This is a genomic window from Hymenobacter frigidus (assembly GCF_014640435.1).
In the GTDB taxonomy this organism is placed as follows: domain Bacteria; phylum Bacteroidota; class Bacteroidia; order Cytophagales; family Hymenobacteraceae; genus Hymenobacter; species Hymenobacter frigidus.
This window is the reverse complement of the sequence record NZ_BMGY01000016.1, coordinates 41,136-56,411: the sequence shown is the minus strand read 5'-3', so window position 1 is coordinate 56,411 and position 15,276 is coordinate 41,136. Positions and strand designations below refer to the sequence as shown.

At 54.3% G+C, this 15,276-nt stretch carries 28 protein-coding genes; all 28 read right to left on the bottom strand.

Going from position 1 to position 15,276, the window contains the following annotated elements:
* Positions 1-164: 164 nt before the first annotated feature.
* Positions 165-719 carry a 50S ribosomal protein L17 gene (gene rplQ / locus IEW17_RS10415; RefSeq protein ID WP_188561978.1) on the bottom strand — a complete coding sequence of 185 codons (555 nt, stop codon included), beginning with the start codon at positions 717-719 and terminating at the stop codon, positions 165-167.
* Positions 720-905: 186 nt separating this feature from the next.
* Complete coding sequence (locus IEW17_RS10410) at positions 906-1,895, bottom strand: DNA-directed RNA polymerase subunit alpha (protein ID WP_188561977.1); 990 nt, start codon at positions 1,893-1,895, stop codon at positions 906-908.
* A 90-nt stretch (positions 1,896-1,985) separates the two neighbouring features.
* Entirely contained in the window at positions 1,986-2,591 is a 606-nt protein-coding gene (gene rpsD, locus IEW17_RS10405) for a 30S ribosomal protein S4 (protein WP_188561976.1), read from the bottom strand.
* Positions 2,592-2,617: 26 nt separating this feature from the next.
* Positions 2,618-3,010 carry a 30S ribosomal protein S11 gene (rpsK, locus tag IEW17_RS10400; protein WP_035567868.1) on the bottom strand — a complete coding sequence of 131 codons (393 nt, stop codon included), beginning with the start codon at positions 3,008-3,010 and terminating at the stop codon, positions 2,618-2,620.
* Positions 3,011-3,097: 87 nt separating this feature from the next.
* The gene (gene rpsM, locus IEW17_RS10395; protein WP_188561975.1) at positions 3,098-3,475 is read right to left on the bottom strand and encodes a 30S ribosomal protein S13; all 378 of its coding nucleotides are present in this window, start codon (positions 3,473-3,475) and stop codon (positions 3,098-3,100) included.
* Between the two features lie 110 nt (positions 3,476-3,585).
* Entirely contained in the window at positions 3,586-3,702 is a 117-nt protein-coding gene (gene ykgO, locus IEW17_RS10390; protein ID WP_035567872.1) for a type B 50S ribosomal protein L36, read from the bottom strand.
* 193 nt (positions 3,703-3,895) lie between these two features.
* Positions 3,896-4,114: a translation initiation factor IF-1 gene (gene infA, locus IEW17_RS10385; protein WP_035567874.1), complete on the bottom strand. Its 219-nt coding sequence runs from the start codon at positions 4,112-4,114 to the stop codon at positions 3,896-3,898.
* A 5-nt stretch (positions 4,115-4,119) separates the two neighbouring features.
* Positions 4,120-4,905: a type I methionyl aminopeptidase gene (map, locus tag IEW17_RS10380; RefSeq protein ID WP_188561974.1), complete on the bottom strand. Its 786-nt coding sequence runs from the start codon at positions 4,903-4,905 to the stop codon at positions 4,120-4,122.
* Between the two features lie 6 nt (positions 4,906-4,911).
* Entirely contained in the window at positions 4,912-6,231 is a 1,320-nt protein-coding gene (gene secY, locus IEW17_RS10375) for a preprotein translocase subunit SecY (protein WP_188561973.1), read from the bottom strand.
* A gap of 15 nt (positions 6,232-6,246) precedes the next feature.
* Entirely contained in the window at positions 6,247-6,696 is a 450-nt protein-coding gene (gene rplO / locus IEW17_RS10370) for a 50S ribosomal protein L15 (protein ID WP_188561972.1), read from the bottom strand.
* A 13-nt stretch (positions 6,697-6,709) separates the two neighbouring features.
* Entirely contained in the window at positions 6,710-6,889 is a 180-nt protein-coding gene (gene rpmD / locus IEW17_RS10365) for a 50S ribosomal protein L30 (protein WP_168672170.1), read from the bottom strand.
* A 5-nt stretch (positions 6,890-6,894) separates the two neighbouring features.
* Positions 6,895-7,386 (bottom strand): 30S ribosomal protein S5, encoded by a 492-nt coding sequence (gene rpsE, locus IEW17_RS10360; protein ID WP_035567955.1) that lies wholly within the window; start codon positions 7,384-7,386, stop codon positions 6,895-6,897.
* A 90-nt stretch (positions 7,387-7,476) separates the two neighbouring features.
* Positions 7,477-7,827 carry a 50S ribosomal protein L18 gene (gene rplR / locus IEW17_RS10355; RefSeq protein ID WP_188561971.1) on the bottom strand — a complete coding sequence of 117 codons (351 nt, stop codon included), beginning with the start codon at positions 7,825-7,827 and terminating at the stop codon, positions 7,477-7,479.
* Positions 7,828-7,836: 9 nt separating this feature from the next.
* The gene (gene rplF, locus IEW17_RS10350) at positions 7,837-8,391 is read right to left on the bottom strand and encodes a 50S ribosomal protein L6 (RefSeq protein ID WP_188561970.1); all 555 of its coding nucleotides are present in this window, start codon (positions 8,389-8,391) and stop codon (positions 7,837-7,839) included.
* Positions 8,392-8,418: 27 nt separating this feature from the next.
* Complete coding sequence (gene rpsH / locus IEW17_RS10345) at positions 8,419-8,817, bottom strand: 30S ribosomal protein S8 (protein WP_068191741.1); 399 nt, start codon at positions 8,815-8,817, stop codon at positions 8,419-8,421.
* 355 nt (positions 8,818-9,172) lie between these two features.
* Positions 9,173-9,442: a 30S ribosomal protein S14 gene (gene rpsN, locus IEW17_RS10340; protein ID WP_035567891.1), complete on the bottom strand. Its 270-nt coding sequence runs from the start codon at positions 9,440-9,442 to the stop codon at positions 9,173-9,175.
* Positions 9,443-9,454: 12 nt separating this feature from the next.
* Entirely contained in the window at positions 9,455-10,009 is a 555-nt protein-coding gene (rplE, locus tag IEW17_RS10335; protein WP_188561969.1) for a 50S ribosomal protein L5, read from the bottom strand.
* 15 nt (positions 10,010-10,024) lie between these two features.
* On the bottom strand, positions 10,025-10,372 hold the full coding sequence (gene rplX / locus IEW17_RS10330; protein ID WP_188561968.1) for a 50S ribosomal protein L24: 348 nt from the start codon (positions 10,370-10,372) through the stop codon (positions 10,025-10,027).
* Between the two features lie 3 nt (positions 10,373-10,375).
* On the bottom strand, positions 10,376-10,744 hold the full coding sequence (gene rplN, locus IEW17_RS10325; RefSeq protein WP_188561967.1) for a 50S ribosomal protein L14: 369 nt from the start codon (positions 10,742-10,744) through the stop codon (positions 10,376-10,378).
* 9 nt (positions 10,745-10,753) lie between these two features.
* Positions 10,754-11,053, bottom strand: a complete 300-nt coding sequence (rpsQ, locus tag IEW17_RS10320) for a 30S ribosomal protein S17 (protein WP_188561966.1) — start codon at positions 11,051-11,053, stop codon at positions 10,754-10,756.
* Positions 11,054-11,058: 5 nt separating this feature from the next.
* The gene (gene rpmC, locus IEW17_RS10315; RefSeq protein ID WP_188561965.1) at positions 11,059-11,271 is read right to left on the bottom strand and encodes a 50S ribosomal protein L29; all 213 of its coding nucleotides are present in this window, start codon (positions 11,269-11,271) and stop codon (positions 11,059-11,061) included.
* Position 11,272: 1 nt separating this feature from the next.
* Complete coding sequence (rplP, locus tag IEW17_RS10310; protein WP_188561964.1) at positions 11,273-11,698, bottom strand: 50S ribosomal protein L16; 426 nt, start codon at positions 11,696-11,698, stop codon at positions 11,273-11,275.
* A 182-nt stretch (positions 11,699-11,880) separates the two neighbouring features.
* Positions 11,881-12,774: a 30S ribosomal protein S3 gene (gene rpsC / locus IEW17_RS10305; RefSeq protein WP_188561963.1), complete on the bottom strand. Its 894-nt coding sequence runs from the start codon at positions 12,772-12,774 to the stop codon at positions 11,881-11,883.
* Between the two features lie 6 nt (positions 12,775-12,780).
* Positions 12,781-13,233, bottom strand: coding sequence for a 50S ribosomal protein L22 (rplV, locus tag IEW17_RS10300; RefSeq protein WP_505669036.1), 453 nt, complete (start codon positions 13,231-13,233; stop codon positions 12,781-12,783).
* On the bottom strand, positions 13,196-13,474 hold the full coding sequence (gene rpsS, locus IEW17_RS10295) for a 30S ribosomal protein S19 (RefSeq protein WP_068191730.1): 279 nt from the start codon (positions 13,472-13,474) through the stop codon (positions 13,196-13,198). Before rpsS ends, rplV begins: the two co-directional genes overlap by 38 nt.
* 3 nt (positions 13,475-13,477) lie before the next feature.
* Entirely contained in the window at positions 13,478-14,305 is an 828-nt protein-coding gene (gene rplB, locus IEW17_RS10290; RefSeq protein WP_188561961.1) for a 50S ribosomal protein L2, read from the bottom strand.
* A 43-nt stretch (positions 14,306-14,348) separates the two neighbouring features.
* Complete coding sequence (gene rplW / locus IEW17_RS10285; RefSeq protein ID WP_188561960.1) at positions 14,349-14,636, bottom strand: 50S ribosomal protein L23; 288 nt, start codon at positions 14,634-14,636, stop codon at positions 14,349-14,351.
* Complete coding sequence (gene rplD, locus IEW17_RS10280) at positions 14,636-15,274, bottom strand: 50S ribosomal protein L4 (protein WP_188561959.1); 639 nt, start codon at positions 15,272-15,274, stop codon at positions 14,636-14,638. The genes rplW and rplD overlap by 1 nt, the downstream gene beginning before the upstream one ends.
* Between the last annotated feature and the right edge of the window lie 2 nt (positions 15,275-15,276).

Here is a 15,276-nt window from a genome sequence, read left to right as displayed (position 1 = left end):
CTGGCACGTACCAACTCCACTGGCACCAAACGTTTGCAGTCAGAATCAAGGCCGCAACGCTACCCCACACCGGATAATGGAACGCAAATCGACCCATACCTCAATAAAAAAGAGGGCCACACCTCACGGTGTAGCCCTCGTCTGTTTTTAGCAACTCGCGTTACTTAAGCACCAGCTTCGTCAGCCTTCGCCTCAGCAGCCGGAGCAGCTTCTTCCTTAGCAGCAGGAGCCACAGCTTCAGCTTTCACTTCAGTAGCCGAAGTAGCGTCGTCGCCGGTCGTAGCCTTCTTGCGGCTGCGCGAACGACGGGTAGTAGTGGCTTTCTCAGCAGCAGCCGACTTAGCCTCCAGCAACGTCTCATTAAAGTCAACCAACTCAATGATACACATTTCGGCGTTGTCACCCAAACGCGTGTCGCTCAACTTCATGATGCGGGTGTAGCCACCGGGACGGGTAGCAATTTTGCCCGCAATCGTACCGAACAATTCCTTGATGGATTCTTTGTCCTGCAATGCCGCGAACACCATCCGACGGGAGTGCGTCGTGTCATCTTTCGACTTGGTCAGCAGTGGCTCGATGTACTTACGCAGGGCCTTGGCCTTGGCTACCGTGGTAGTGATGCGCTTGTAGATAATGAGCGACGTCGACATGTTTGACAACATGGCGTGGCGGTGGGCGGTAGTCCGACCCAGGTGGTTAATCTTTTTTCCGTGTCTCATTGGACGTTTGAAAAAGTATGCGCTTGCGGGCGGCGACCACGGCGGGCCTGAGCCTCATTAGAACCGCTGCCCCTTGGGCGCACTGTGAATAAATGTGATAAAACAAAAAAAATGTGGAGATGTGAAAATTGTGGATTGAGCACGAAGCTCACATTTCCACCTCATCACATCTCCACATTATAAAACCTAGTCTTCGTCGAGGCGATACTTCCCAAGGTCCATACCGAACTCCAAGCCACGCTCTTCAACCAGGTTTTCCAGCTCGGTGAGGCTCTTCTTACCGAAGTTGCGGAACTTCATCATGTCAGCAATCTCCAAGGTCACCAGTTCACCCATCGTCTTGATGTCGGCAGCCTTGAGGCAGTTTTTAGCGCGTACGCTGAGCTCCATGTCCTCCAGAGGAGTCTTGAGCATCTTGCGCATTTGCATGGTTTCCTCGTCAATCGGCTCATCTTCCGTCACCCGCGGACCTTCGAGGGTCATCGTGTTGTCGGAGAATAGCATGAAATGCTGGATGAGGATATTGGCCGCACCCTTCAGTGCTTCCTCCGGATGAATCGAACCGTCGGTTTGAATCTCAATGACGAGCTTCTCGTAGTCGGTCTTTTGCTCCACCCGGGTGTTCTCAATGCTGTACTTCACGTTCTTAATGGGCGTGTAGATGGCATCGATAGCGATTTGACCGAAGACTTGGTCGGTCGGCTTGTTCTCGTCGGCGGGCACGTAGCCACGGCCACGAGCAATTGTCAACTCAAACTCTAGCTCTTTGCTTGGGTCAAGGTGGGCAATGACATGGTCGGGATTCAACACCTCAAAACCGCTGGCAAACTTGCCAATGTCGCTGCCCGAAAAGGTCTCCTGACCCTTGACGCGCACGGTGATTTTATCGGCAATGGCATCGCTCGTCTTCTTGAAGCGGACCATTTTCAGGTTCAGGATGATTTCGGACATGTCCTCAATCACCCCTTCAATGGTCGAAAACTCGTGCAGCACACTGTTCGTGCGAACCGACGTGATAGCAAAGCCCTCCAGCGACGACAGCAAAATGCGACGCAAGGCATTACCGATGGTGACGCCGTAGCCCTTCTCGAGCGGCTTAAATTCAAACGTCCCGGTGAAGTCGTCGGATTTCTCCATCACCACTTTCTCCGGCATCTGAAAAGCTAGGATTGACATATGTTGGGCGTTAAAAATAATGAAAAATTGGGGGAGGTAAAAGCACAAGTGCGGCCCGGCAAATTGCCGAGCCGCATCTAATAGCGCTAATTACTTCGAATACAGTTCGACAATAAGCTGCTCCGTAATTTTCTCCGGAATCAACTCACGAGCGGGGGCGTTGATGAACTTGCCAGCCATCTCCTTACCATCCCACTCCAACCAGGAAAACTGGCGTGAGTTACGAACTGACAAGCTAGTAGCAATGGCTTCCAACGACTTCGACTTCTCGCGCACGGCCACAATGTCGCCAGGACGGAGGTGGTAAGAAGGAATATTCACCACTTCACCGTTCACGGTGATGTGCTTGTGACCAACTAGCTGGCGGGCAGCGCGACGCGTCGAAGCAATGCCCAAACGGTACACAGCGTTGTCCAAACGGGCTTCCAACAGGGCGAGCAAGTTGTCGCCGGTGATGCCGGGCAGCGCAGCCGCTTTGTGGAACAGGTTTTCGAATTGCTTCTCCAACATGCCGTACATATACTTTACCTTCTGCTTTTCCATCAACTGGACAGCATACTCCGACTGCTTTTTGCGGCGGCCACGGCCGTGCTGGCCCGGAGGATAGGCTTTTTTATTGAGCGCTTTGCTCGGGCCGAAAATCGGCTCGTTGAAGCGACGGGCAATTTTTGAGGTAGGGCCGGTATAACGTGCCATTGTAATCTAATTTCTGAAGTGAAAAACTAAACGCGACGACGCTTGGGGGGGCGGCAGCCGTTGTGCGGCAGCGGCGTTACGTCGCGGATGGTGGTCACCTCAATACCCACGTTGCCGAGGGCGCGGATGGCCGACTCACGGCCCGAACCGGGGCCTTTCACGAATACTTCGGCTTTGCGCATACCCAAGTCGTGGGCCACTTTACCGCAGTCGCTCATCGCCATTTGGGCGGCGTAGGGCGTGTTCTTTTTCGAACCACGGAAACCCATCTTGCCGGCCGAAGCCCACGAAATAACTTGACCGTTGTTGTTGGTAATGGAGATGATGATGTTGTTGAACGAGGCACGGATATGTACCTGGCCCACCTGCTCCACCACGACAACGCGCTTCTTGGCTTTGTCTTTTCTTTTTTGTGCCATTTGGTTATCGCAAAAAATGCGGGAGGTGTTGGCGCTGACCGCGCGGATGCATTATCCGCAGCCGCCAGCGCCGATTCCCGTGTGAGATTATTTGGTTGCCTTTTTCTTGCCAGCCACCGTCTTACGCTTGCCCTTGCGGGTACGCGAGTTATTCTTGGTACGCTGACCACGAACTGGTAGGCCTTTCCGGTGACGCAGGCCACGGTAGCAACCGATGTCCATCAAACGCTTGATGTTCGTCGTTACTTCCGAGCGCAGCACGCCTTCCGTTTTGTGCTCAGCAGCAATGATAGCGCGGACAGCACCCGACTCCTCGTCAGTCCAGTCCTTCACTTTCTTGTTGATGTCAACCCCGGCTTTCACCAGGATTTTCTGAGAATTGCTCCGGCCAATGCCGAAAATATAAGTCAGGGCGATTTCGCCGCGCTTGTTGTCCGGGATATCAACCCCTGCGATACGAGCCATTGTGTGTGGTTATGTGTTTGCGGACAGAAACCCGGCAACTGCTTGGAAGGCGGGAAGATGGATTAAACCAGCTTCTCAGTACCCAAGGTTCCGGGATTCTAAAATTAGGATTAACCCTGACGCTGCTTAAAGCGGGGGTTTTTCTTGTTGATGACGTAGAGCTTGCCATTACGACGTACAATCTTGCAATCGACGCTACGCTTTTTGATGGAGGTTTTGACTTTCATGATGAGCAAAAATTAACTTCTTTAAAACAGGGTAGGCCAGAAGTTCTTTCTTGCTTATGCTTGTCAGTTTTACCAGCAAACAATCGGAGAACAACTACTAGGATTACTAAGCTTAAGACAATACCAACCGGAACTGCTACCAATTGACCAATTACGGCTCAGGGATTACCTGATAGCAGCACAGGAAGGAAGTTTACTTATAACGATACTTAATTCGGCCCTTCGACAAGTCGTAGGGAGACATTTCCAGCTTAACCTTGTCACCGGGCAGAATCTTGATGTAATGCATCCGCATCTTGCCCGAAATGTGGGCAATCAACTGGTGACCGTTTTCCAATTCCACGCGGAACATGGCGTTGGAAAGGGCTTCCAGGATGGTCCCATCCTGCTCAATAGAGGCTTGTTTTGCCATAAGGGCTACTGCTGCAGTGCTTTTTCTATGTATTCAAAGGAGGTAAGAATCTCCGCCTTTTCTTTTCTAACTACTACGGTGTGCTCGAAGTGCGCCGATGGTTTGCGGTCCTTGGTACGGATAGTCCAGCCATCCGCCTCCTGCACCACATCCTTCTTGCCCAGATTTACCATCGGCTCAATGGCCAACACCAAACCTGTTTGCAAGAGCGGCCCGGAGCCCCGTTTGCCATAATTCGGCACCTCGGGTTTCTCGTGCAGTTTCGCGCCAACTCCGTGACCAACCAACTCGCGTACCACCCCATAGCCCAACGGGGCCACATGGTTTTGGATGGCGTAGCTGATATCGCCCACACGGTTGCCGCTCACGGCTTGTTCGATGCCTTTGTACAATGACGCTTTGGTTTCCCGCAACAGCGTCAGTACTTCCGGCGCCACCTCCCCGATTGGGTAAGTGTAGGCACTATCTGAATGAAAACCATTCAGAAAGACTCCGCAATCCACCGACAGTATGTCGCCACTCTTCAGCGGCTCATCGGTGGCGAACCCGTGCACAACCACCGAATTCGGCGACAGGCATAGGCTATAGGGAAACTTGTTGTATCCTTTGAAGGATGGTACTCCGCCGTGGTCCCGGATGAATTCCTCCGCGCGCTTATCAAGCTGCCGCGTCGTCACTCCTTCTTTCACCAAGCCTGCGACTTCGCCGTGGGCCTTGGCCAGCACTAATGCGCTGGCCCGGATGAGGTCAATCTCTTCTTCAGTTTTGTATTGAATGCTGCCGCTTGCCATTACTACCTACGAAGCTATCGAAATAGGCTGTGCTGTGCGTCCGCGCAGCTTGCCTGATTTCATCATGCCGTCGTAGTGCTGCATCAGCAAGTAGCTCTGCACCTGGTTTACCGTGTCGAGTACCACTCCCACCATGATGATGAGTGACGTACCGCCATAGAAAGCCGAGAAAGGACGAGTTACACCAAGCAACAAGGCAATGGCCGGAAAAATGGCAATCAGAGCAAGAGCAACAGCACCTGGCAACGTTACACGCGTCAGGATTTCATCGATATACTCCGAAGTCTCGCGGCCTGGCTTCACGCCGGGCACGAAACCGCCACTCCGTTTCAAGTCATCGGCAATCTGGTTAGGATTGACACTGATGGCCGTGTAGAAGTAAGTGAAGATGATAATCAGCAGACCGAAGGTCAGGTTGTACTGCCACGAAGTGTAGTCCGAGAACTTCACGCCAATGTAGCTAGCCATATCACTCTGATTCTGCCACACCGAAGCCACGATAGCCGGTACAAACATCAACGACTGCGCGAAGATGATTGGCATTACACCGGCTGCATTCACCTTGAGGGGAATAAACTGACGCTGTGCATCGAGCTGCGTAGTGCCGCCTACCTGCTTAGCATATTGCACCGCGATGCGGCGAACAGCTTGAGTAAGCACAATAACCGCCATTACGACGAGGAAAAGCACTACCATTTCCAACAGGAAAATGAGTGACTTATTTACGCCTTTGGCGGCAGCCTCACCAATGATGGCACCGGGGAGACGCGACACGATGCCAATCATTATAATCATGGAAATACCGTTGCCGATACCTTTATCCGTGATTTTCTCACCCAGCCACATGCAGAACAACGTGCCGGCCGTGATGATAATCATGGTCGAAACGGTGAAGAATGTGCCGGGATTGATGATGGCCTCAGCGTTAATCGTGGCAATGAAACCAACCGATTGAGCCAACACAATCGGAATCGTGAGAATCCGAGTATACTGGTTAATTTTCTTACGTCCCGACTCACCTTCCTTCTGTAGCTTCTGGAAGTAGGGCACGGCAATCGTGAGCAGCTGCAGCACGATAGAGGCCGAGATATAGGGCATGATGCCCAACGCGAAAATCGACGCGTGGCTAAATGCGCCGCCGAGCAGCGTATCCAGAATACCAAACAAACCCTCAGCACCCGTCTTGAGTTGGGTGGGGTCAACGCCTGGCAACACCACGTACACGCCGAGGCGATAGATGGCAATGAAGAAAAGCGTATTGAGGATTCGCGTACGCAAATCCTCAATCGCAAAGATGTTTTTTATCGACTCGATAAACTTATTCATTGCCGAAGGTAGCTTTTAGAGCGTTACCGCTTTGCCGCCCGCCTTCTCGATGGCTTCAATAGCCGACTTCGAGAATGCGTGAGCATGAACTTCCAGCGCCGTAGTTACTTCACCACGACCGAGAATTTTGATTTTAGCGTTCTTGGAAACCAAGCCGTTAGCAACGAAATAGGCAGCGTCCATGGTGGTAGTGCTGTTCTTTTCGAGAAGGGTAACCAGCGCATCAAGATTGATGGCTTTATACTCTACACGGTTGATGTTTGTGAAGCCGAACTTAGGCACACGGCGCTGAAGGGGCATCTGGCCACCTTCAAAACCGGACTTGCGCTTGTAGCCCGAACGCGACTTGGCGCCTTTGTGACCACGGGTCGACGTGCCACCGCGCGTGGAGCCTTCGCCCCGGCCAATCCGCTTCTCGTTTTTAGTCGAGCCGTAAGCGGGCGATAGATTGCTGAGATTGAGCATGACGATTATAGTCTTACAGTTCGGTTACTTGGAGCAGGTGCTGCACACTTTTAACCATGCCCATAACGGACGGGTTTACTTCGTGGGTAGCGGTGCTGTTGAGTTTGTTCAGGCCGAGGGACTGAACGGTGCGCTTCTGACGCTCGGGGCGGTCAATGGCGCTGCGCACGAGCTTTACTTGAATTTGTGCCATGTCAATTAACCGTTAAAAACGCGGGCCAAAGAAATACCACGGGCTTGAGCGATTTGCAATGGGTCGCGCATTTTGGCGAGGGCTGCAAACGTAGCTTTTACCACGTTGTGAGGATTCGACGAGCCTTTCGACTTCGCCAGCACATCCTTGATACCAGCGCTCTCGAACACGGCGCGCATTGCACCGCCGGCGATTACACCCGTACCAGCCGCTGCGGGCTGGATGAGCACGAAACCACCGCCGTAGCGGCCTTCCATGAGGTGAGGAACAGTGTGCTTGTACATAGGCACTTTCACCACGTTCTTCTTGGCGTCGTCAATGCCTTTGGCAATGGCGTCGGTTACTTCATTGGCTTTGCCGAGGCCGTAGCCCACGTTGCCGTTGCCATCGCCCACTACCACAATGGCAGAGAAGCTAAAGCGGCGACCGCCTTTCACCACTTTCGCTACGCGGTTGATGGCTACTACTTTTTCTTTGAAGTCGGAATCAGCGCCCATACGGGAGTTATCCTTGTTCCGGTCGCGGTCGTTGCTGCGCTGACGGTCTCCGCCAGGACGATTATTGTCGCGTTCTTGCGCCATGATAGTTTAGAAATTGAGGCCGCCTTCGCGGGCTCCTTCAGCCAATGATTTTACGCGACCGTGGTAGAGGTAGCCCGAGCGGTCAAACACCACTTTCGTGATGCCTTTCTCTTGGGCTACAGCGGCGAGTTGCCGACCAACGGCAGCAGCCAGAGCTACACCGTTACCACCTTCGGCGGTTACTTTTTTCGACGTAGCAGCAGCCAGCGTGCGGCCGGTCGTGTCGTCGATAATCTGGGCATAAATGCCCGTGTTGCTGCGGAACACCGACAGGCGCGGACGCTCCGTCGTACCAGACACTTTCGTGCGGATGATGCGCTGAATCCGCTTGCGGCGAGTTGCCTTATCAAAAGCCATGATGCGAATTTATTTAGAGGCCGTTTTACCAGCTTTGCGACGGATAATCTCGCCCACGAAACGCACACCCTTGCCTTTGTAGGGCTCAACTTTGCGCAGTGAACGAATTTTGGCGGCCACCTGGCCCAGCAGCTGATTGTCGATGCTGGTCAGCGTAACAATCGGGTTTTTGCCTTTGTCAGTAACGGCTGTAGCCGACACTTCACCCGGCAGGGCAATGTACACGTTGTGCGAGTAGCCGAGGGCCAACTCCAGCGTGCTGCCTACGAGCGAGGCCTTGTAGCCTACGCCTACCAGCTCCAGCTTCTTCTCGAAACCTTTGCTAACGCCTTCCACCATGTTGTTGATGAGCGAGCGGTACAGACCGTGCATGGCCTTGTGGCGCTTCTGCTCGGTGGGACGGGTTACCGTGAGGGTACCGTCTTCGATGGCAACGATGATATCGCGGTCCACTTTCGTGGTTAGCGAGCCCTTAGGGCCTTTCACCGTCACTGCGTTATCGTTGTCGACCGAAATATCGACCCCAGCGGGGACAGAAATCGGCAGTTTACCAATACGTGACATAATTGAATTTGCTAAAGCGGTTCCGGATTAGTACACGTAGCACAGCACCTCGCCGCCCACGTTCTCGGTTTTGCACTCTTTCTCCGTCATCACGCCTTTCGAAGTCGAGATGATGGCGACACCCAAGCCGCTGAGGACGCGGGGCAGGTTGTCGGCGGCCACGTACTGACGCAAACCGGGCGTCGAAACGCGCTGCAGTTTGGTTATGGCGGGCGCCTTCGTGGTCGGGTTGTACTTCAAGGCAATTTTGATGGTGCCCTGAACCGAAGAATCATCAAATCGGTACGACTGAATGTAGCCCTTGTGGTAGAGCACCTTCGTGATTTCCTTTTTGATATTGCTGGCCGGGATTTCTACCACCCGGTGATTCGCCTTGATGGCGTTGCGAACCCGGGTCAGGTAGTCGGCAATGGGGTCAGTATTCATTGAATATTAAAATGCGTCCACTTTTTTCGGAGCGCAAAGATAAGAAAATTTCGCCGGGTGCCCAACGGGACCAACGAAATTTCGGTTAAGACTACTTGGCATGTCCGGCGACGGCACAGCCAATGGTTTCTTTTGGCAACCTGCCAAATGGTTTTGAGGCCTTCCCCAGTATTTCGGAGTGCAAAGGTAACGGAAAACGTGACACTTATGCAAGCGGACTACTTAAATCGAGCTTAAACTTTTTGCAGCTTGCTTACCTCGCCTACCAGCAGCATATCCCGGACCTTAACCATTATCCACAAAAAAAGCCCCCAATTGCTTGAGGGCTTTTTTTGTGGGCAGAAGCCTGACTGGACTACCAGCTCGACTTAGTCACACCGGGAATCTTCCCGGCGAGAGCCATTTCGCGGAAACGCACGCGGCTGATGCCAAACTTGCGCATGTAGCCGCGGGGGCGGCCGTCAATCATGTCGCGGTTGTGCAGGCGCACGGGCGAAGCGTTTTTGGGCAGCTTGTCGAGACCTTCGTAGTCGCCGGCAGCTTTTAGAGCCTTGCGCTTCTCAGCGTAGCGGGCCACGGTGGCAATGCGCTTGCGCTCCCGTGCTTTGATGGATTCTTTAGCCATGAGTTCGGGAGATTAAGCTTCTTTTTTAGCGTTAGCGAACGGCATACCGAAAGCCTTGAGCAGCTCGTAGCTCTGCTCGTCGTTCTCGGCATTGGTTACGAAGGTAATGTCCATGCCCGAGATGCCCTTGATTTTATCAATCGAAATTTCGGGGAAGATGATTTGTTCCTTTACGCCAAGCGTGTAGTTGCCACGACCATCAAAACCTTTGTCGTTGATACCTTTAAAGTCACGTACGCGGGGCAGGGCCACCGTCAGAAGACGGTCCATGAACTCGTACATTTTCTCGCCGCGCAGGGTTACTTTGGCACCGATAGGCATGCCTTCGCGGAGCTTAAAGTTCGACACCGATTTTTTGGCGATGGTGGCGATGGCTTTCTGACCGGTGATAACCGTCAACTCTTCCACGCCGTTGTCGACCAATTTCTTATCGGCTACGGCCGCGCCAATGCCGCGGTTGATGCAGATTTTGGTGACACGGGGTACCTGCATAATGCTCTTGAACTGGAATTTCTCCTGGAGCGCGGGTACGATGTCTTTCTTGTAAATGTCTTTGAGACGGGCCATGATAAGGGGGGCGGGTTACGCCGTTTTCTTGGCAGTGGCACGCTTGGCTTTGGCAGGCGCGGCAGCGGGGGCTGCAGCAGCTGCGGCGCCTTTGCGCACACGCTCACCAGTGGTGGGGTTAATGGCCTGCACGTTGCTCACGTGCATGGGCGCCTCCATCTTGGTGATGCCGCCCTGGGGCGATTTGGCGCTCGGCTTGTTGTGTTTCGTCACCAGGTTCAAACCCTCTACGATTACGCGCTGGGTCACCCGATTTACCGACTTGATGATGCCGGATTTACCCTTTTCGTCGCCAGCAATCACCTTCACGGTATCGCCCGACTTTACGTGCAGTTGCACGGGGTCTGCTTTCTTGATAGCCATGGCTTAGAGTACTTCGGGGGCTAGGGATACGATTTTCATAAACTGACGCTCACGCAACTCGCGGGCTACTGGCCCGAAGATGCGCGTGCCGCGGGGCTCGTCGTTGTTGTTGAGCAATACGGCGGCGTTGTCGTCGAAGCGGATATACGATCCGTCCTTACGGCGGATTTCCTTCTTCACACGCACGACCACAGCCTTGCTCACGGTGCCTTTCTTGGCGTTGCCGGAAGGGATAGCCGATTTGATGGCCACCACAATCTTGTCACCAACGCTGGCGTATTTCTTGCCCGTGCCACCCAAAACGCGGATGCAGAGGACTTCCTTGGCGCCGCTGTTATCGGCCACCGTCAGGCGGGATTCTTGCTGTATCATCGAGTTAGATTATTTAGCGCGTTCAACAATTTCCACCAGGCGCCACCGCTTGGTTTTGCTCAGGGGACGGGTGCTCATGATGAGGACCGTGTCGCCTTCGCCGCACTCGTTTTTCTCGTCGTGGGCGTGGAATTTCGTGGTTTTTGTCACGAACTTGCCGTATTTAGGGTGCTTTTGTTTCTGCACCACAGCCACGGTGATGGACTTATCCATCTTGGAGCTCGTCACCTTGCCGGTGATTTCCTTGCGCATGTTGCGCGAGGCTTCATCGGCAGCGGTTTGGTCTTGGGTTGTTACGTCGGTTGCCATCGGAATTAAGCGGGGTTAGCGGCCTGCTCGTTGTTCCGACGCGTCTGCTCGGTGAGCAAGCGGGCGACGTTTTTACGGTTGGCCTTGAGACGGGCGGGGTTTTCCAGGGGCGAAATCGCATGAGCGAAACGCAGCTGCTGGCCCGTAGCCTGCTCGGTTTTGATTTGCTCTTTCAGCGCGTCGGCGGAAAGGCCCTTATTATCGGTCTTGTTTTTCATCTTAGGCAGCGTCCGTGTAGTCGCGGCGAACCACGAATGAAGTACGAACCGGCAGCTTCTGAGCCGCGAGACGCAGCGACTCTTTGGCTACTTCCAGCGTAACGCCGTCCGACTCGAACATGATTTGACCCGGCTTCACGCAGGCCACCCAATACTCGGGCGAGCCTTTGCCCTTACCCATCCGCACCTCAGCGGGCTTCTTGGTAATCGGCTTGTCGGGGAAAATGCGAATCCATACTTGCCCTTCACGTTTCATGGCGCGGGTCATGGCAATACGGGCTGCCTCAATTTGGCGAGCCGATATCCACGATACTTCCAGCGACTTGATAGCGAACGAACCGAAGTCAATGGAGCTGCCGCGGTAGGCTAGGCCTGTTACGCGACCCTTTTGCATCTTGCGATACTTGGTCCTTTTCGGTTGTAACATTTTATTGAAATTTAAAAGAAATCAGAAGAAAGAGGAACGTCCGGTAATTCAGAACGTCATGCTGAGCTTGTCAAAGCATCTCGCGTGCTTCGCTAATCTCAATTGGTCAACGAAGCGGGCAAAATGCTTCGGCAAGCTCAGCATGGCGTCTCTTTAATTCAGAACGCTCATTTTAGAATCGTCTAGCGACGCGGGCCGCGCGCGGCACCGGCTGCACCACCAGCGGCGGGGCCATTGCGACGGGGACCGGCGTTGTCACCGCGGGGAGCACCACCAGCGGCGTTGCCGCCACGGTCGTTACCACCACGGCCACCGGCACCACCGGCACCACCGTCACGACGCGGGCCACGGTCGCCTTCACGACGCTCGCCACGGGGGCCACGGTCGTCACGACGTCCACCGGCATCACCACCGGGGTTGGTGAGCTGCTGGTTGGGCGAGAGGTCGGGCTTGCCGAACACCTCACCGCGCATCACCCACACCTTGATACCAATTTTGCCATACACGGTCTGAGCTTCCGACAAAGCGTAGTCAATGTCCGCACGCAGCGTGTGCAGCGGGGTCCGACCTTCTTTGTACTGCTCCGAACGGGCAATCTCAGCACCGCCGAGGCGGCCACCGCACTGAATCTTGATGCCTTCGGCACCAACACGCATTGCAGCCTGGATTGACATTTTCATGGCGCGACGGAAGGAGATACGAGCGGCCAACTGCTGGGCGATGCTCTCGCCGACCAGTTTGGCATCCAACTCCGGACGCTTGATTTCGAAGATGTTGATTTGAACGTCTTTGCTGGTGATTTGCTTCAGCTCGTCCTTAATCTTGTCTACTTCCTGGCCGCCTTTACCGATTACCACACCCGGACGAGCCGTGTTGATGGTAATGGTGATGCGCTTCAGGGTGCGCTCAATCACAATGCGGCTGATGCCACCTTTCTGAATGCGAGCGTTGATGTACTTGCGGATTTTTTCGTCCTCCACCAATTTCTCGGCGAAGTCCTTGCCGCCGTACCAGTTGGAGTCCCAGCCTTTGATAACTCCCAAGCGGAAGCCAACCGGATTTACTTTCTGTCCCATATTAAATTAGGATTTGGCGTCGGCCTTAGGGTTTTCAGTAGTGGCAGCTTCTTTAGCGCCTTTGCTGCTGAGCTTCTCCACTTTCGTGTCGATTTTCAGCGTCACATGGTTGCTCCGCTTGCGAATGCGGTGGCCACGGCCCTGGGGGGCGGGGCGCAGGCGCTTCAACTGGCGTCCTTCGTCCACGAAGATTTCGCTGATGTAGAGGTTTGCGTCCTCAATCCGCTCTTCTTCGTTGTGCTGCTGCCAGTTGGCCAAAGCCGAAAGGAGCAGTTTCTCAATCTTCTCGGCGCCGATATTGGCTTCGAAGCGCAACAGGCCAAGGGCCTGCGTCACTTTCTTGCCGCGCACGAGGTCGGCCACCAGACGCATCTTACGAGGCGAGGTCGGCACATTGCGGAGTTTTGCTACTGCTTCCATCTTAGCGCTTGCCTTTATCTTTTTTGGCGACGTGACCACGGAAGTTACGCGTTGGGGCGAATTCGCCCAACTTGTGCCCTACCATGTTCTCGGTCACATACACCGGGATGAACTTATTGCCGTTGTGAACAGCGAATGTGTGGCCAACGAAATCCGGGGAAATCATCGAGCGGCGCGACCAGGTCTTTACCACCGATTTCTTTCCAGCCGTTTCGAGTGCCGTGACTTTCTTTTCCAGCCGGAAGTCAATGTACGGCCCTTTTTTGAGTGAACGTGCCATATGTTACTTCTTGCCTTTGCGGCTCACAATCAGGTTCTCCGAATACTTGTTCTTGTTACGGGTCTTCTGGCCTTTAGCCAAAATACCGTTACGGCTGCGCGGGTGACCACCCGACGACTTGCCTTCACCACCACCCATTGGGTGGTCGACAGGGTTCATAACCACACCACGAACGCGGGGACGACGACCAGCCCACCGGTTACGGCCAGCCTTACCCATCCGGGTGTTCATGTGGTCACCATTGGATACCGTACCAACCGTGGCCATGCAGGTAACAAGTACCATGCGCATCTCGCCGGAAGGCAATTTCAACGTGGCGTACTTCTCTTCGCGGGCTACGATTTGGGCGTAGGTACCGGCCGAGCGAGCCATGGCCGCGCCCTGGCCGGGCTGCAGCTCAATGTTGTGGAGGATGGTACCGAGGGGAATCTCGCGCAGCGGCAAGGTATTGCCCACTTCGGGAGCCACACCCGTACCCGATACTACGGTCGTACCCACGGTCATGCCGGCGGGTGCGATGATGTAGCGCTTCTCGCCGTCAGCGTAGCTGAGCAGGGCGATGCGGGCGGTGCGGTTGGGGTCGTACTCAATGGTCTTCACGGTAGCCGGCACGCCGGCTTTGTCGCGCTTGAAGTCCACGATACGGTACTGGGTTTTATGACCACCGCCGATGTAGCGGTTGGACATTTTACCGGAAGAGTTCCGGCCACCCGATTTGGGGAGGGAAGTCATCAAAGACTTCTCCGGAGTCGACGAGGTAATCTCGTCAAACGCCGGCGCAACGCGGAAGCGTTGCCCTGGGGTTGTTGGTCTGAGTTTTTTAAGTGCCATTACTAGCTAGTTGTGCTTTTGCGGCGGAAAATTGAGGCGAAGCCTAGAGGTTGCTGTAGAAGTCGATGATGTCGCCTTCCTTCACAGTAACAATAGCTTTCTTGCCGTGGGCACGACGACCAGAAACCTGGCCGCCTTTGGTGCCTTTCGACTTCATTTTACCAATGGTGCGCATCGTGTTGATGTCGGTTACCGTCACGCCGTACAGCGTTTCGATGTCCTTCTTGATTTGCACTTTGTTGGCGGTGCGCTCTACTTCGAAAGTGTAGCGACCTTTCTCGTTCAGGCCAGTGGCCTTTTCGGTGACGATGGGGCGTTTTAGCGTGCTCATTATTCGGCGGTGCTATAGAGTTCAACCAATGAAGCCATGCCGTCTTCCGAAATCAGGAGCGTGTCCGTGTTCAACAGGTCGTGGGTGTTGAGGCCGATAGGCGTCGACACTTTCACTTTCTGCAGGTTGCGGGCGCTAAGGATGACGTTCTTATTGACCTCACCGGTCACGAGCATGGTCTTTTTGCCATTGTTCAGCTTGAGGCCGTCAATGATGGCAACGAAGTCCTTGGTGCGGGGAGCGTCCATGGCAATGTTCTCCACAATGGAGATTTTGCCGTCTTTGGCCAAGCTGGACAAAGCCGAGAGGCGAGCTACGCGCTTGGTCTTCTTGTTCAGCTTGAAATTGTAGTCGCGGGGCTGCGGACCGAACATCCGGCCACCACCTACGAACACACCTGACTTCATGCTGCCGGCGCGGGCACCGCCCGTACCTTTCTGTTTCTTCAGTTTCTTCGTGGTGCCGTGCACCTCGTTCCGCTGCTTGGATTTGTGCGTGCCCTGGCGCTGGTTGGCCAAGTACTGCTTCACGTCCAAGTACATCACGTGCTCGTTTACTTCGAGACCGAAGATGGCGTCAGACAGGGTCACCTTGCGGCCGGTGTCTTCGCCTTTGAGGCTGTATACTGCGAGTTCCATCG

Bases quoted from the DNA above. Each gene is read 5' to 3' on its own strand.
- ykgO (WP_035567872.1), bottom strand. From the start codon at position 3,702: ATGAAAGTCAAAACCTCCATCAAAAAGCGTAGCGTCGATTGCAAGATT.
- rpsH (WP_068191741.1), bottom strand. From the start codon at position 8,817: ATGAATACTGACCCCATTGCCGACTACCTGACCCGGGTTCGCAACGCC.
- rplN (WP_188561967.1), bottom strand. From the start codon at position 10,744: ATGATACAGCAAGAATCCCGCCTGACGGTGGCCGATAACAGCGGCGCC.
- map (WP_188561974.1), bottom strand. From the start codon at position 4,905: ATGGCAAGCGGCAGCATTCAATACAAAACTGAAGAAGAGATTGACCTC.
- rpsM (WP_188561975.1), bottom strand. From the start codon at position 3,475: ATGGCTCGTATCGCAGGGGTTGATATCCCGGACAACAAGCGCGGCGAA.
- rplW (WP_188561960.1), bottom strand. From the start codon at position 14,636: ATGAGCACGCTAAAACGCCCCATCGTCACCGAAAAGGCCACTGGCCTG.
- rplE (WP_188561969.1), bottom strand. From the start codon at position 10,009: ATGGCCCGTCTCAAAGACATTTACAAGAAAGACATCGTACCCGCGCTC.
- rplO (WP_188561972.1), bottom strand. From the start codon at position 6,696: ATGCTCAATCTCAGCAATCTATCGCCCGCTTACGGCTCGACTAAAAAC.
- rpsE (WP_035567955.1), bottom strand. From the start codon at position 7,386: ATGGGCGCTGATTCCGACTTCAAAGAAAAAGTAGTAGCCATCAACCGC.
- rplF (WP_188561970.1), bottom strand. From the start codon at position 8,391: ATGTCACGTATTGGTAAACTGCCGATTTCTGTCCCCGCTGGGGTCGAT.
- infA (WP_035567874.1), bottom strand. From the start codon at position 4,114: ATGGCAAAACAAGCCTCTATTGAGCAGGATGGGACCATCCTGGAAGCC.
- rpsD (WP_188561976.1), bottom strand. From the start codon at position 2,591: ATGGCACGTTATACCGGCCCTACCTCAAAAATTGCCCGTCGCTTCAAC.
- rpmD (WP_168672170.1), bottom strand. From the start codon at position 6,889: ATGGCACAAATTCAAGTAAAGCTCGTGCGCAGCGCCATTGACCGCCCC.
- rplD (WP_188561959.1), bottom strand. From the start codon at position 15,274: ATGGAACTCGCAGTATACAGCCTCAAAGGCGAAGACACCGGCCGCAAG.
- rpmC (WP_188561965.1), bottom strand. From the start codon at position 11,271: ATGAAAAACAAGACCGATAATAAGGGCCTTTCCGCCGACGCGCTGAAA.
- rplR (WP_188561971.1), bottom strand. From the start codon at position 7,827: ATGGCTTTTGATAAGGCAACTCGCCGCAAGCGGATTCAGCGCATCATC.
- rplQ (WP_188561978.1), bottom strand. From the start codon at position 719: ATGAGACACGGAAAAAAGATTAACCACCTGGGTCGGACTACCGCCCAC.
- rplB (WP_188561961.1), bottom strand. From the start codon at position 14,305: ATGGCACTTAAAAAACTCAGACCAACAACCCCAGGGCAACGCTTCCGC.
- secY (WP_188561973.1), bottom strand. From the start codon at position 6,231: ATGAATAAGTTTATCGAGTCGATAAAAAACATCTTTGCGATTGAGGAT.
- rpsC (WP_188561963.1), bottom strand. From the start codon at position 12,774: ATGGGACAGAAAGTAAATCCGGTTGGCTTCCGCTTGGGAGTTATCAAA.
- rpsK (WP_035567868.1), bottom strand. From the start codon at position 3,010: ATGGCACAAAAAAGAAAAGACAAAGCCAAGAAGCGCGTTGTCGTGGTG.
- rpsQ (WP_188561966.1), bottom strand. From the start codon at position 11,053: ATGGCAACCGACGTAACAACCCAAGACCAAACCGCTGCCGATGAAGCC.
- rplP (WP_188561964.1), bottom strand. From the start codon at position 11,698: ATGTTACAACCGAAAAGGACCAAGTATCGCAAGATGCAAAAGGGTCGC.
- rpsN (WP_035567891.1), bottom strand. From the start codon at position 9,442: ATGGCTAAAGAATCCATCAAAGCACGGGAGCGCAAGCGCATTGCCACC.
- rplX (WP_188561968.1), bottom strand. From the start codon at position 10,372: ATGGCTATCAAGAAAGCAGACCCCGTGCAACTGCACGTAAAGTCGGGC.
- rpsS (WP_068191730.1), bottom strand. From the start codon at position 13,474: ATGGCACGTTCACTCAAAAAAGGGCCGTACATTGACTTCCGGCTGGAA.
- IEW17_RS10410 (WP_188561977.1), bottom strand. From the start codon at position 1,895: ATGTCAATCCTAGCTTTTCAGATGCCGGAGAAAGTGGTGATGGAGAAA.